Source organism: Mycobacterium riyadhense (assembly GCF_963853645.1).
Taxonomy (GTDB): domain Bacteria; phylum Actinomycetota; class Actinomycetes; order Mycobacteriales; family Mycobacteriaceae; genus Mycobacterium; species Mycobacterium riyadhense.
Map to the genome: position 1 here is coordinate 1,055,321 of NZ_OY970456.1, position 13,388 is coordinate 1,068,708.

Sequence of the window (13,388 nt, forward strand, 5' to 3'; positions counted from 1 at the left end):
CATGCCGAATATGACAGCGCGCTCGGTAGTGTTGAGCGTACTGCTCGGCGCTCATCCCGCGTGTGCCTCCGCAAGCGAATTAATCAGGCTGACGGCCGATTTCGGTATCAAGGAGACCGCGTTGCGGGTCGCGTTGACCCGCATGGTGAGCGCCGGCGACCTGATTCGGTCCGCCGACGGGTATGGGCTGTCGAATCGGTTGCTGGCCCGTCAGCGGCGGCAGGACGAGGCCATGCGCCCTCGGGCCCGGCCCTGGGGCGGATATTGGCACGTCGTCATCGTCACCAGCGTCGGCACCGATGCCCGCACCCGCGCCGCATTGCGAACTGCCATGCACGACAAGCGATTCGGTGAATTGCGCGAAGGTGTGTGGATGCGACCGGACAATCTCGATTTGGAGCTGAAGCCCGAAGTCTTGGCCCGGGTGCGGGTGCTCAACGCGTGCGACGACGAGCCCGCCGAACTAGCCGGGCAACTCTGGGATCTGCCCGGATGGGCCGGCGCCGGACACCGGCTGCTCGACGACATGGCCCAGTTCTCCGACATTCCAGGGAGATTCATGGTGGCGGCGGCGATGGTGCGGCACTTGCTCGCCGATCCAATGCTGCCGGCTGAACTGCTGCCCGATGACTGGCCGGGCGCGCGGTTGCGCGCGGCGTACCAAGAATTCGCCGCTGAGCTGGCGCAACGCCGTGACACAACCCAACTCCTGGGAGGCGTAGGGCCGACCCGGATGACGCCGGTGCCGTAGCGACTCTAGCCCTGCACCACAGGGGATTACGTGCGTCGAACCGACAACCACAGCTGCGGGTCGGCGAAGCTGCCGGCAGCCCAACCAGCGCCTGGGTCCAATGTCCGCCAATCGGGGGACATCGGAATCCTACGGTCGGGGGTACGGATTTGGTTCGAGCCAGTGGATCATGGACCGGCACGCAACGTCGCGAGGTAAGTAGGAGGTGACCCGATGTCCCACGAACTGCTCTTCTGTGAAACCGAGACCGAGTACTCGGCGCCCAGATTCTGCGTCGACAGCATCACCGCGTAGTTAGAACCTCATGGGCAGATATCGGTAGGGATCCGGTAGATCCTGCACCTGGATCCCCGCCGAACCCCAGACCCTCCCCGCGAATCCCCCGATTTCCTGATCCCGTCGCGCAGGCCGCAGCTTCAGCGGTAGTGGTTTTGCACTACGATCCGTATGTGGCGTGTGTCGTGAGCGATCACCCAAGCAGCCCGATCTACCAGCGGTACACCCGGATGCACACCGATGCTCCGGCCCACCCAAGGGGTGCCACCGATTTCGTTCGTCGATTTCTCGGGTGTGGGTGGTGATATGAGTGATTTGGTGCGCGTGGAGCGCAATGGTCCGGTGATCACCGTGATCATCAACCGGCCAGCGGCACGCAACGCGGTCAACGGTCCGACGGCGGCCGCGTTGCACACCGCGTTCGCGCAATTCGATCGCGACGACACCGCTTCGGTGGCCGTCCTGTGTGGTGAGGGCGGAACCTTTTGCGCGGGCGCTGATTTGAAGGCTTTCGGTACACCGGAAGCCAATGCTGTGCACCGAACCGGCCCGGGTCCGATGGGCCCGTCGCGAATGATGCTGTCAAAACCGGTGATCGCCGCGGTCAGCGGCTACGCCGTGGCCGGGGGATTGGAATTGGCGTTGTGGTGCGATCTGCGGGTGGCTGAGGAGGACGCCGTCTTTGGCGTGTTCTGTCGCCGCTGGGGGGTTCCGCTGATCGACGGGGGCACCGTGCGGCTGCCGCGATTGATCGGACACAGTCGCGCCATGGACATGATCCTCACGGGTCGCGCGGTACAAGCCGACGAAGCGCTGGCGATGGGGTTGGCGAATCGCGTCGTTCCCAAAGGCCAAGCCCGGCAGGCGGCCGAGCAGTTGGCAGCCGAGCTTGCCGCGTTGCCACAACAGTGCCTGCGATCGGATCGGCTATCGGCGCTGCACCAGTGGGGCCTGCCCGAGTCGGCAGCGCTCGACGTGGAGTTCGCCAGCATCTTCCGCGTCGCCGGCGAAGCGACGGAGGGTGCCGGACGATTCGCGGCGGGTGCCGGCCGACACGGCGCACCCGCGATCCCCGCCGACTAGCGCATCACTCCTTCTTAATGCTGTTGCCCGAACCGAGATTGTCGATTGTCGGGTCACCGTTTTTGTAAGTGATGGTGTTGTCAAGCCCGACCACGCTGAGGCGCTGTTCGATCTTGTCGAAGGTGATCTTGTTGTTCGCGCCGCCGATGGTCACCGTCTGGCAGGTACCGGTCACGGTCAGGGTGTTGTCCGAGCCGGCCACGTTCAGTGATTTCCCGTCGGCGCAGTCGAGGGTCGCGGTCGTCCCGAGCGAGCCGTAGGTGAGCGTGTTGCCGATCTCGATCGAAGCCGTTGTCGTCGCGCCGGTTGTGGTTGTGGGCGCGGCGGTTCCGCTGGCGGTCGTCGTCGTTGCGGTCGTGGGCTTCGCGGGACTGGTGGTTCCTCCCGGTGGGTTGGCGGTCGAACTGCAGCCGGCCAGCCCGAACGTTGTCAGGGCTGCGGCCAACCCGAAAGCGAGCGCGGTGTGGTGGGAGCGCATGGTTTCTCGATTCAAGTCAGGATGCCTCACGGACCTACCCGCTGGATCCGGTTGACCATGCCCAGTTCGCGGCCGCGGTCCCAGATGAATGGGTCACCGTTTTTGTAGAACACCGTCGCGTCCCAACCGTAGACGGTGATGTCGTTGACGACGGTGTCGGCGACGACGGTATTGGACGAGCCCATGACCGTCACCGCCCAGCAGGTGCCCTTCGCGGTGACGATGTTTGAGGTGCCATTGACAATCAGGGTGGATTCGTTGCAGTCCAGGGTCTGCTCGAGACCCTGCCCGGTGACATGCGTGTCGCCGTTCTTGGCGTGCGCGGCCGGTGGTGGGGCGGCGGGGGTTACAGCGATGGTGACGACGCAGGTGGCCAGCGCCCCTGCGACGGTTGTCCAGTTCACCGCGGGCCCCCCTTCGTTGGCGGGTGGTCTGCTGGATTGCGACCTGGGTTGAGATTACGTGTATTCGCGTGCGCGGCGACAGACCTAAGCGCATTTGTCGCTGCGCCGCCGCTTCAGCTGCTTTCACGACTGAGTCAACTAGAGTCATTAGTTGACCCCACCGTCGCCCGCCATCCCAACCGAAGGGCAAGCCGTCATGCCAGCACAGCCGGAATCACCGTCAGTGGGTAGCCGCCCACGTGGCGGCAAATCCCCGGCCCGCCCGGCCAAGTTGAGCCGCGAGTGCATCGTCGACGGCGCCCTGACCTTCCTGGACCGCGAGGGCTGGGACTCGCTGACCATCAATGCGCTGGCGACGCAGCTCGGGACCAAGGGGCCGTCGCTGTATAACCACGTGAACAGCCTGGAGGATTTGCGTCGCGCGGTGCGGATTCGGGTGATCGACGACATCATCACAATGCTGAACCGCGTCGGCGAGGGCCGTGCGCGCGATGACGCGGTGTTGGTCATGGCCGGTGCCTACCGCAGCTATGCCCACCACCACCCGGGCCGGTATTCGGCGTTCACCCGCATGCCGCTGGGCGGCGACGACCCCGAATACACCGCGGCAACCAGGGGCGCGGCCGCCCCGGTCATCGCGGTGTTGTCGTCCTACGGGTTAGACGGCGACGAGGCCTTCTACGCCGCGCTCGAGTTCTGGTCGGCATTGCACGGGTTCGTGTTGCTGGAAATGACTGGCGTCATGGACGACATCGATACTGACGCGGTGTTCACCGACATGGTGTTGCGGCTCGCGGCCGGCATGGAGCGGCGCACCGCGCCGGGCGGCACCAGGCCGAGCTGAGATGTCACAAGCACCGCTTTGACCTGCCAGACCGGCGGCGGGTATTGTGGTAGCTCGTGCCTGGCGGCTTACGGCGCCTGACGTAAGGGAACGGATGCCGGGCTAATTCGCATGTCCATGATGCATCGGAGCGCCTCCGGTGTTCGGTGCGTGCGACACACCCGGCCGCGGGGTAGTGCGTTCGGGGAAAACCGCAGTACAGATGTGACATAGAACGCCCAACACAGAAAGCCGGTAGATGCCAACCATTCAGCAGCTGGTCCGCAAGGGTCGTCGGGACAAGATCGGCAAGGTCAAGACCGCGGCTCTCAAGGGCAGCCCGCAACGCCGTGGCGTATGCACCCGCGTGTACACCACCACTCCGAAGAAGCCAAACTCGGCGCTTCGGAAGGTCGCACGTGTGAAGCTGACAAGTCAGGTTGAGGTCACGGCATACATCCCCGGTGAGGGCCACAACCTCCAGGAGCACTCGATGGTGCTGGTGCGTGGCGGCCGGGTGAAGGACCTGCCCGGTGTGCGGTACAAGATCATCCGCGGATCTCTGGACACCCAGGGCGTGAAGAACCGCAAGCAGGCTCGCAGCCGTTACGGCGCCAAGAAGGAGAAGAGCTAATGCCGCGCAAGGGGCCCGCGCCCAAGCGTCCGTTGGTCAACGACCCGGTCTACGGGTCGCAGCTGGTCACCCAATTGGTGAACAAAGTCCTGCTGAAGGGGAAGAAATCGCTGGCTGAGCGCATTGTTTATGGTGCGCTCGAGCACGCTCGCGAAAAGACCGGAACCGATCCCGTGATCACCCTCAAGCGCGCTCTCGACAACGTCAAGCCGGCCCTGGAGGTGCGTAGCCGCCGCGTCGGCGGTGCGACCTACCAGGTGCCGGTCGAGGTGCGTCCCGACCGGTCGACCACGCTGGCGCTGCGCTGGCTCGTCAGCTTCTCGCGGCAACGCCGGGAGAAGACGATGATCGAGCGCCTAGCAAACGAGATCCTGGATGCCAGCAACGGACTCGGGGCCTCCGTCAAGCGGCGTGAGGACACGCACAAGATGGCCGAGGCAAACCGCGCGTTCGCGCACTATCGCTGGTGATTGCCGCCAGCTGGCACGCGGCGCACCTGACAGCGAACTAACTAAGCAACGAAAGAGTGGGAAGACTTCTGTGGCACAGAAGGACGTGCTGACCGACCTGAGCAGGGTCCGAAACTTCGGCATCATGGCGCACATCGATGCCGGCAAGACCACGACGACCGAACGCATCCTGTACTACACCGGCATCAACTACAAGATCGGTGAGGTCCACGACGGCGCCGCCACCATGGACTGGATGGAGCAGGAGCAGGAGCGCGGCATCACCATCACCTCCGCCGCGACCACGACGTTCTGGAAAGACAACCAGCTCAACATCATTGACACGCCTGGGCACGTGGACTTCACCGTCGAGGTGGAGCGCAACCTGCGCGTGCTTGACGGCGCGGTGGCAGTCTTTGATGGCAAGGAGGGCGTCGAACCCCAGTCCGAGCAGGTCTGGCGGCAGGCCGACAAATACGACGTCCCGCGCATCTGCTTCGTCAACAAGATGGACAAGATCGGCGCCGACTTCTACTTCTCGGTGCGCACCATGGAGGAGCGCCTCGGGGCCAACGCGGTGCCGATCCAGCTGCCCATCGGCTCCGAGGCCGACTTCGAGGGCATCGTCGACCTGGTCGAGATGAACGCCAAGGTGTGGCGCGGCGAGACGAAGCTCGGCGAGACCTACGACACCATCGAGATCCCCGCCGACCTGGCCGAGCGGGCCGAGGAGTATCGCACCAAGCTGCTCGAGGTGGTCGCGGAGACCGACGAGGAGCTGCTGGAGAAGTACCTGGGCGGCGAAGAACTCAGCGTCGACGAGATCAAGGGTGCGATCCGCAAGCTGACGATCGCTAGCGAGATCTACCCGGTGCTGTGCGGCAGTGCGTTCAAGAACAAGGGCGTGCAGCCGATGCTCGACGCCGTTGTCGACTACCTGCCGTCGCCGCTGGACGTGCCTCCCGCGATCGGGCATGCGCCGGGCAAGGAAGAAGAGGAGGTTGTCCGGAACGCGACAACCGACGAACCGTTCGCGGCGCTGGCGTTCAAGATCGCGACGCACCCGTTCTTCGGCAAGCTCACCTATATCCGGGTGTACTCCGGCAAGGTCGACTCCGGTGCCCAGGTCATCAACGCCACCAAGGGCAAGAAGGAGCGTCTGGGCAAGCTGTTCCAGATGCACTCCAACAAGGAAAACCCGGTGGAGACCGCGTCGGCGGGTCACATCTACGCGGTAATCGGGCTCAAGGACACCACCACCGGGGACACCCTGAGCGACCCCAGCAACCAGGTTGTACTGGAGTCGATGACCTTCCCGGCTCCGGTGATCGAGGTGGCCATCGAGCCGAAGACCAAGAGCGACCAGGAGAAGCTGAGCCTGTCGATTCAGAAGCTCGCCGAGGAGGACCCGACCTTCAAGGTGCACCTGGATCAGGAGACCGGCCAGACCGTGATCGGCGGCATGGGCGAGCTGCACCTGGACATCCTGGTGGACCGGATGCGCCGCGAGTTCAAGGTCGAGGCCAACGTCGGCAAGCCGCAAGTGGCCTACAAGGAGACCATCAAGCGGCTGGTGCAGAACGTCGAGTACACCCACAAGAAGCAGACGGGTGGCTCGGGCCAGTTCGCCAAGGTCATCATCAACCTCGAGCCGTTCACCGGCGAAGAGGGTGCGACCTACGAGTTCGAGAGCAAGGTCACTGGTGGGCGCATCCCGCGTGAGTACATCCCGTCGGTGGATGCCGGTGCGCAGGACGCCATGCAGTACGGCGTGTTGGCCGGCTACCCACTGGTGAACCTGAAGGTCACCTTGCTCGACGGCTCCTACCACGAGGTTGACTCCTCGGAAATGGCGTTCAAGATCGCGGGGTCACAAGTGCTCAAAAAGGCTGCGGCGCAGGCGCAGCCGGTGATCCTGGAACCGATCATGGCGGTCGAGGTGACCACACCCGAGGACTACATGGGTGACGTGATCGGCGACCTGAACTCCCGCCGTGGCCAGATCCAGGCCATGGAGGAGCGGGCTGGTGCGCGCGTCGTTCGGGCGCACGTGCCGCTGTCGGAGATGTTCGGCTATGTCGGCGACCTTCGGTCCAAGACTCAAGGCCGGGCGAACTACTCCATGGTGTTCGACTCGTACTCCGAAGTGCCGGCGAACGTGTCGAAGGAAATCATCGCTAAGGCGACTGGCGAGTAGGCGGACGCTTACGAGTAAGCTTGCTCGGTTACTACCGCGGCATAACTGAAAACATCAACACTGCTTTTTTAAGCACCAACAAGTCCAGGAGGACACAGAAGTGGCGAAGGCGAAGTTCCAGCGGACCAAGCCCCACGTCAACATCGGGACCATCGGTCACGTTGACCACGGCAAGACCACCCTGACCGCGGCTATCACCAAGGTCCTGCACGACAAGTTCCCGGACTTGAACGAGTCCAAGGCGTTCGATCAGATCGACAACGCCCCCGAGGAGCGTCAGCGCGGTATCACGATCAACATCGCGCACGTGGAGTACCAGACCGACAAGCGCCACTACGCGCACGTCGACGCCCCGGGCCACGCCGACTACATCAAGAACATGATCACCGGCGCCGCCCAGATGGACGGCGCGATCCTGGTGGTCGCTGCCACCGACGGCCCGATGCCGCAGACCCGCGAGCACGTGCTGCTCGCCCGTCAGGTCGGCGTGCCCTACATCCTGGTCGCGCTGAACAAGGCCGACGCGGTCGACGACGAGGAGCTGCTGGAGCTCGTCGAGATGGAGGTGCGCGAACTGCTGGCCGCCCAGGAATTCGACGAGGACGCCCCGGTGGTGCGGGTGTCGGCGCTGAAGGCGCTCGAGGGCGACGCGAAGTGGGTCGCGTCCGTCGAGGAGCTGATGAACGCGGTCGACGAGTCGATCCCGGACCCGGTCCGCGAAACCGACAAGCCGTTCCTGATGCCCGTCGAGGACGTCTTCACCATCACCGGCCGCGGCACGGTGGTCACCGGTCGTGTGGAGCGCGGCGTGATCAACGTGAACGAGGAAGTCGAGATCGTCGGCATCCGCCCGTCCACCACCAAGACCACCGTCACCGGTGTGGAGATGTTCCGCAAGCTGCTCGACCAGGGCCAGGCCGGCGATAACGTCGGGCTGTTGCTGCGCGGTGTGAAGCGTGAGGACGTCGAGCGCGGCCAGGTCGTGACCAAGCCCGGCACCACCACGCCGCACACCGAGTTCGAAGGTCAGGTCTACATCCTGTCCAAGGACGAGGGTGGCCGGCACACGCCGTTCTTCAACAACTACCGTCCGCAGTTCTACTTCCGCACCACCGACGTGACGGGTGTGGTGACGCTGCCGGAGGGCACCGAGATGGTGATGCCCGGTGACAACACCAACATTTCGGTGAAGCTGATCCAGCCCGTCGCCATGGATGAGGGTCTGCGGTTCGCGATCCGTGAGGGTGGCCGCACCGTCGGCGCCGGCCGGGTCACCAAGATCATCAAGTAAGTTTCCTGCGCGAGCAGACGTAAAAGCCCCCGAAACCTCCGGTTTTCGGGGGCTTTTACGTCTGCTCGCGCTAATGCCCGCACTGCTCCGAACTTGTGACCGGTAACACCATTGTGAGCGCTAGTCTGACACGAGCAATCCAGCCCCAAACCTGAAAAGTGAGGAGCAGGCCCGTGTTGGCGCGCTATATCAAGATGCAGTTGTTGGTGCTGTTGTGCGGCGGCCTAGTCGGGCCGATCTTCTTGATCGTCTACTTCACCCTCGGGCTGGGCAGCCTGGTGTCGTGGATGTTCTATGTCGGTCTGATCATCACCGTGGCCGACGTGCTTGTTGCGCTCGCGCTGACCAACTGGGGAGCAAAGACCGCAGCTAAGACTGCGGAGCTGGAGCGAAGCGGGGTGTTGGCGCTCGCGCAAATCACCGGGCTCACCGAGACCGGGACCCGGATCAACGAGCAACCCGTCGTCAAAGTGCACCTGCACATTTCCGGGCCCGGAATCATGCCGTTCGACAGCGAAGACCGAGTCATCGCCAGCGTAACCCGACTTGGGAATCTGACGGCCCGCAAACTGGTCGTGCTGGTCAATCCGACAACTCAGCAATACCTCATCGACTGGGAGCGAAGCGCTTTGGTCAACGGGCTGGTGCCCGCGCAGTTCACCGTCGCCGAAGACAACCGGACCTACGACCTCAGTGGACAGGCCGGTCCGTTGATGGAGATTCTGCAGATCCTCAAGGCCAACGGCATACCGCTCAATCGGATGGTCGACATCCGGTCGAATCTCGCGCTACGTCAGCAGATCCAAGCCGTGGTACGCCGCGCGGCCCAGCAGACACCGGCGGCCGCGGGCGGGCCACCCGCCGCCGGAATCCAGCAAGCGTCGATCGCCGAACGGCTGCAAGAGTTGGAATCGTTGCGTGCCAGCGGCGTGGTGAACGACGACGAATACGCTAGCAGGCGGGCTCAGATCATCTCCGAAATCTGAGCGTGAGTGGCGAGCAGACACGAAAGCCCCCTTCACCCGGCGTGTCGCGGAGCTTTTGCGTCTGCTCGGCCAAAGACGGAACCAACTAGAACACGTTTCAGTTTCGCTGCTAGCCTGACCAAATGGGATCACTGCAAGGGCGGGTGGCGTTCGTCACCGGCGCCGCCCGTGCCCAAGGCCGGTCACACGCGGTTCGGTTGGCCCGAGAAGGTGCCGACATCATCGCCCTAGATATCTGCGCGCCGGTGTCTGCCAGCCTGACCTATCCGCCAGCGACCCCGGAGGACCTCAACGAGACCGTGCGCGCGGTGGAAGCCGAGGGCCGCAAGGTGCTGGCCCGAGAGGCTGACATCCGCGACGACGCGGCGCTGCGGCAACTGGTCGCCGACGGTGTCGAGCAATTCGGCCGCCTCGACATTCTGGTGGCCAACGCAGGAGTGCTGGGCTGGGGCCGGGTCTGGGAACTCACCGATGAACAGTGGGACACGGTCATCGGCGTCAACCTGACCGGCACCTGGCGCACCCTTCGGGCCACGGTGCCCGCGATGATCGAGGCCGGCAACGGAGGTTCCATCGTGGTCGTCAGCTCTTCGGCGGGTCTGAAGGCGACGCCGGGCAATGGCCATTACGCCGCCAGCAAGCACGGCCTGGTCGCGCTGACCAACACGCTGGCGATCGAGCTTGGCGAATACGGGATCCGGGTCAACTCCATCCATCCCTACTCGGTCGACACCCCGATGATCGAGCCGGAGGCGATGATGCAGGTGTTCGCCAAGCATCCCCGCTTCGTGCACAGCTTCCCGCCAATGCCGTTGCAGTACAAGGGCTTCATGACTTCCGACGAGGTATCCGATGTCGTTGTGTGGCTCGCGGGTGACGGCTCGGGCACATTGTCGGGCACCCAGATTCCAGTGGACAAGGGCGCCTTGAAGTACTGATTGTCCATCGTGCTATGAACTCCACGTGGCCGAAAATGGGATCGTGATCGTCGGCGGCGGACTGGGCGCGGCCAGAACCGCCGAGCAACTGCGTCGAGCGGGTTATGCGGGCCGCCTCACCATTGTCAGCGACGAGGTGCACTTACCCTACGATCGGCCGCCGCTGTCCAAGGAGGTGTTGCGCAGCGAGGTCGACGATGTGGCGCTCAAACCGCGCGAGTTTTACGACGAGAAGGACATCACGCTGCGCCTGGGTGCGGCGGCATCCAGCCTGGACACCGCCGCCCAGACGGTCACCCTTGCAGATGGAACCGTGCTGGGGTACGACGAACTCGTGATCGCGACCGGTTTGGTGCCGCGCCGCATTCCGTCATTTTCCGATCTCGAGGGCATTCGGGTGTTGCGGTCGTACGACGAATGCATGGCGCTGCGTGAGCACGCGTCGTCGGCCAAGCACGCCGTTGTCGTTGGTGCCGGCTTCATCGGCTGTGAAGTCGCGGCCAGTCTGCGCGGCCTCGGTGTGGACGTGGTGCTGGTCGAGCCGCAGCCGACGCCGCTGGCCTCGGTTCTGGGCGAGCGGATCGGCGCGCTGGTGACGCGACTGCACCGGGACGAGGGGGTCGATGTGCGCACCGGCCTCGGGGTGGCAGAAGTGCGGGGAGAGCGACACGTCGACACCGTGGTGCTCACCGATGGCACGGAGGTGCCCGCCGATCTGGTGGTTGTCGGCATCGGGTCACACCCGGCGACCGATTGGCTGCAAGGCAGTGGCATCGAGATCGACAACGGCGTGATCTGCGATGAAGCCGGGCGCACCAGCGCGCCGAACGTGTGGGCGCTCGGCGATGTCGCCTCGTGGCGTGACGCGACGGGACACCAAGTGCGCGTGGAACATTGGAGCAACGTCGCCGACCAGGCTCGTGTGGTGGTGCCGGCGATGTTGGGCAACGACGTGCCGTCCAACGTGGTCGTGCCGTATTTCTGGAGCGACCAGTATGACGTCAAGATCCAGTGCCTGGGCGAGCCGGAGGCCACCGACACCGTCCACCTGGTCGAGGACGACGGCCGCAAGTTCCTGGCTTACTACGAGCGCGACGGTGTGCTGGTCGGTGTGGTCGGCGGCGGGTTACCCGGCAAGGTGATGAAGGTCCGCGCCAAGATCGCCGCCGGAACGCCGATCTCGGAAGTGCTGGACTGACCACTCCGCCCAGCGTCGACTTGTCGCGCCGGAAGACCGGTATTTCCCACGATAAGTCGACGTTCGTGGGCTAGAACTGGCCTAGAGCTCACCCAAGTAGAAGCGCGCGCCCTGATCGTCGCTGCACTCGGCGGTTATCCCGTATGGCTGACGCGCAGGCTCGGCCAGCACGGCGCCACCGGCCTCCCGAACCCGCGCGACCGCGGCGTCGATGTCGGCGACCGTCCACATCGGCACGGTGGCCGGACGGGTGCTGCCGCCCGCCACACCAGCCATCGGATGGGTGGCCTGCACCTGCCAGCCGTCCGCGATGCGGCCGGGCTCAAAGTTCCAGCCCAGCACCCGGCCGTAGAAGTCGCGAAACGCCGTCGAATCGGATACCTCGTAGGTGACATATGACAGCTCACCAGGCCCGGATCCGTTGAGCGCCAGACGTTTCCGGTCCGCAGCGGGCTCAAAGACCGCGAACGCCGCCCCTTGGGAATCGGTGGCGTCCAGGATGCTGCCGTGCTCGGTTTGACGGGTTTCGCCCGCCACGCCGCCTGCTTCGGCGATCGCCCGGCGGGCGGCTTCCAGATTGGTCACGGCGTAGCAGCAGAACAGGGTTGGGGTACCGGGGCTGGCGTAGATTCCCGTCGGAAGGTCGGTATTGATCACCCGATGTGTCGCCGGATCGTAGGTCCAGCCCAAGACGTGTCCGTAGAACGCGGCCGCGCGCTCGGCGTCGGGAACTCGCACCGAGACGTATCCGATGTCGCCGTGCCGGATCGGCGCCCTGATGGGTCCACTGAGCATCCAACGGTGACCGAACGGATCGATGATGGTCGCGTTGCGGGTGCCGTAGTTCTCCTCGATCTCGCGCACGACGGTGGCGCCGTGTTCGCGGGTTCGCTGCAATGCCGCGTCGGTGTCGAGCACATGCAGCATTAGGCTGACCGAGACCGCCTGCGGTTCAGGAGCTTTCAGCCCGAGTTCTGGATATTCGTCGGCCAGGTACAGTACTCCGCCGGCTATCTCGATCTCGGCGTGCCCAATTCGCCCGTCGTCCATAACGATTGGATCTCCAACTACGGCCCCGCCGAGGGCGTCGGTGTACCAGGCGATGGCCGCACGTGCGTTGGCGACGCAGAGGTAGGGCAGCGCGGCCGGGCGTGGCGGTGCCTCGGAAACTTCGGTCATGACAACTCCTTGCGGTAGGGAAAGTGCCGATTCCAGGCGCCGCCGTAGTTGCGCGGCGAACGCCGGATCGGGTTGCACCGGAAGGTCGTCGGTGTGCAGCACGCGCATTGGGTCACTCATGACGTGCCTCCCTCCGGATACTGCTTTCGGAACGCCCTTCGGGCCCGCACCAACAGCGCTTCGGTGGCGTGCACGGTTCGCCCAATCAGCTCGGCGCACTCGCCGACGGTGCAGTCGTCCATGTAGCGCAGCACCAGCACCGTGCGGTGTGGTTCGGTCAGCCGGGCCAGCACGCTCTCGGCGACCATGCGGTCCAGCTCGGCGTCCCAGTCGTCCCAGTTGTCCAAGCCGTCAACCGGCTCCGGCGGCTCGGCGACCGGCACGGGGTCACGGCGGCGCCGATAGTGGTCAGCCAGCTTGTGGCGGGCCACGCCGATCAGCCATGGAATCTCCATCGGCGGCGGATCGCTCGTGGGTGCCGCAGCGCGCACTGTCTCGCAAGCCGCCAGAAACGTCTCTGACGTCAAGTCCTCGGCCGTCCCGCGATCACTACAGCGCCGGACGAAGTACCCGTACACCACCGGAAGAGCCTCGTCGTACAGCGCCAACAGCGCGCAGGCAGCGTCGCGATAGCGGTCCGCTTGGGCGCTCACAATCTTATCGTCGCGGTTGCGACCCAAACTCCGACGCGGGAGAGCAAA

At 64.6% G+C, this 13,388-nt stretch carries 14 protein-coding genes; 10 read left to right on the forward strand and 4 right to left on the reverse strand.

Translation table 11 applies throughout. From position 1 onward, the window contains the following. Nucleotide 1 precedes the first annotated feature (1 nt). Together AADZ78_RS04775 and AADZ78_RS04780 are read left to right on the forward strand one after the other, a co-directional pair. On the forward strand, nt 2-751 hold the full coding sequence (locus AADZ78_RS04775; protein ID WP_085249138.1) for a PaaX family transcriptional regulator C-terminal domain-containing protein: 750 nt from the start codon (nt 2-4) through the stop codon (nt 749-751). A gap of 582 nt (nt 752-1,333) precedes the next feature. After that, nucleotides 1,334-2,110: a crotonase/enoyl-CoA hydratase family protein gene (locus AADZ78_RS04780; RefSeq protein WP_085249217.1), complete on the forward strand. Its 777-nt coding sequence runs from the start codon at nt 1,334-1,336 to the stop codon at nt 2,108-2,110. Between the two features lie 4 nt (nt 2,111-2,114). Here AADZ78_RS04780 and AADZ78_RS04785 read toward each other — a convergent pair whose 3' ends face one another. Together AADZ78_RS04785 and AADZ78_RS04790 are read right to left on the reverse strand one after the other, a co-directional pair. After that, nucleotides 2,115-2,588, reverse strand: coding sequence for a DUF3060 domain-containing protein (locus tag AADZ78_RS04785; RefSeq protein ID WP_085249137.1), 474 nt, complete (start codon nt 2,586-2,588; stop codon nt 2,115-2,117). Nucleotides 2,589-2,614: 26 nt separating this feature from the next. Further along, nucleotides 2,615-2,992: a DUF3060 domain-containing protein gene (locus AADZ78_RS04790; protein ID WP_085249136.1), complete on the reverse strand. Its 378-nt coding sequence runs from the start codon at nt 2,990-2,992 to the stop codon at nt 2,615-2,617. A gap of 196 nt (nt 2,993-3,188) precedes the next feature. On the opposite strand from AADZ78_RS04790, the gene AADZ78_RS04795 reads away from it, so the two are divergent. The 8 genes from AADZ78_RS04795 to AADZ78_RS04830 all read left to right on the forward strand — a co-directional run bounded on the left by AADZ78_RS04795 (nt 3,189) and on the right by AADZ78_RS04830 (nt 11,508). Continuing rightward, nucleotides 3,189-3,836 (forward strand): TetR/AcrR family transcriptional regulator, encoded by a 648-nt coding sequence (locus AADZ78_RS04795; RefSeq protein WP_085249135.1) that lies wholly within the window; start codon nt 3,189-3,191, stop codon nt 3,834-3,836. Between the two features lie 238 nt (nt 3,837-4,074). Beyond that, complete coding sequence (rpsL, locus tag AADZ78_RS04800) at nt 4,075-4,449, forward strand: 30S ribosomal protein S12 (protein WP_003879423.1); 375 nt, start codon at nt 4,075-4,077, stop codon at nt 4,447-4,449. After that, nucleotides 4,449-4,919: a 30S ribosomal protein S7 gene (gene rpsG / locus AADZ78_RS04805; RefSeq protein WP_067324208.1), complete on the forward strand. Its 471-nt coding sequence runs from the start codon at nt 4,449-4,451 to the stop codon at nt 4,917-4,919. The genes rpsL and rpsG overlap by 1 nt, the downstream gene beginning before the upstream one ends. 70 nt (nt 4,920-4,989) lie before the next feature. Beyond that, on the forward strand, nt 4,990-7,095 hold the full coding sequence (fusA, locus tag AADZ78_RS04810) for an elongation factor G (protein WP_085249134.1): 2,106 nt from the start codon (nt 4,990-4,992) through the stop codon (nt 7,093-7,095). Nucleotides 7,096-7,195: 100 nt separating this feature from the next. Beyond that, on the forward strand, nt 7,196-8,386 hold the full coding sequence (gene tuf, locus AADZ78_RS04815; protein ID WP_085249133.1) for an elongation factor Tu: 1,191 nt from the start codon (nt 7,196-7,198) through the stop codon (nt 8,384-8,386). Between the two features lie 173 nt (nt 8,387-8,559). Continuing rightward, nucleotides 8,560-9,372 carry an SHOCT domain-containing protein gene (locus AADZ78_RS04820; RefSeq protein WP_085249132.1) on the forward strand — a complete coding sequence of 271 codons (813 nt, stop codon included), beginning with the start codon at nt 8,560-8,562 and terminating at the stop codon, nt 9,370-9,372. A 122-nt stretch (nt 9,373-9,494) separates the two neighbouring features. Then, nucleotides 9,495-10,310, forward strand: coding sequence for a mycofactocin-coupled SDR family oxidoreductase (locus tag AADZ78_RS04825; protein ID WP_085249131.1), 816 nt, complete (start codon nt 9,495-9,497; stop codon nt 10,308-10,310). 25 nt (nt 10,311-10,335) lie between these two features. Then, nucleotides 10,336-11,508 carry an NAD(P)/FAD-dependent oxidoreductase gene (locus AADZ78_RS04830; protein ID WP_085249130.1) on the forward strand — a complete coding sequence of 391 codons (1,173 nt, stop codon included), beginning with the start codon at nt 10,336-10,338 and terminating at the stop codon, nt 11,506-11,508. A gap of 81 nt (nt 11,509-11,589) precedes the next feature. Here AADZ78_RS04830 and AADZ78_RS04835 read toward each other — a convergent pair whose 3' ends face one another. Together AADZ78_RS04835 and AADZ78_RS04840 are read right to left on the reverse strand one after the other, a co-directional pair. Then, nucleotides 11,590-12,807, reverse strand: a complete 1,218-nt coding sequence (locus AADZ78_RS04835) for a VOC family protein (protein ID WP_085249129.1) — start codon at nt 12,805-12,807, stop codon at nt 11,590-11,592. Continuing rightward, a complete protein-coding gene (locus AADZ78_RS04840; protein ID WP_085249216.1) occupies nt 12,804-13,340 on the reverse strand; it encodes an RNA polymerase sigma factor in 537 nt (178 codons plus the stop codon). The genes AADZ78_RS04835 and AADZ78_RS04840 overlap by 4 nt, the downstream gene beginning before the upstream one ends. Between the last annotated feature and the right edge of the window lie 48 nt (nt 13,341-13,388).

What these genes read in the sequence shown, in the direction of transcription:
- AADZ78_RS04775 (WP_085249138.1), top strand. Translation starts at nt 2, where the DNA reads ATGCCGAATATGACAGCGCGCTCGGTAGTGTTGAGCGTACTGCTCGGC.
- AADZ78_RS04780 (WP_085249217.1), top strand. Translation starts at nt 1,334, where the DNA reads ATGAGTGATTTGGTGCGCGTGGAGCGCAATGGTCCGGTGATCACCGTG.
- AADZ78_RS04785 (WP_085249137.1), bottom strand. Translation starts at nt 2,588, where the DNA reads ATGCGCTCCCACCACACCGCGCTCGCTTTCGGGTTGGCCGCAGCCCTG.
- AADZ78_RS04795 (WP_085249135.1), top strand. Translation starts at nt 3,189, where the DNA reads ATGCCAGCACAGCCGGAATCACCGTCAGTGGGTAGCCGCCCACGTGGC.
- rpsL (WP_003879423.1), top strand. Translation starts at nt 4,075, where the DNA reads ATGCCAACCATTCAGCAGCTGGTCCGCAAGGGTCGTCGGGACAAGATC.
- rpsG (WP_067324208.1), top strand. Translation starts at nt 4,449, where the DNA reads ATGCCGCGCAAGGGGCCCGCGCCCAAGCGTCCGTTGGTCAACGACCCG.
- AADZ78_RS04825 (WP_085249131.1), top strand. Translation starts at nt 9,495, where the DNA reads ATGGGATCACTGCAAGGGCGGGTGGCGTTCGTCACCGGCGCCGCCCGT.
- AADZ78_RS04835 (WP_085249129.1), bottom strand. Translation starts at nt 12,807, where the DNA reads ATGAGTGACCCAATGCGCGTGCTGCACACCGACGACCTTCCGGTGCAA.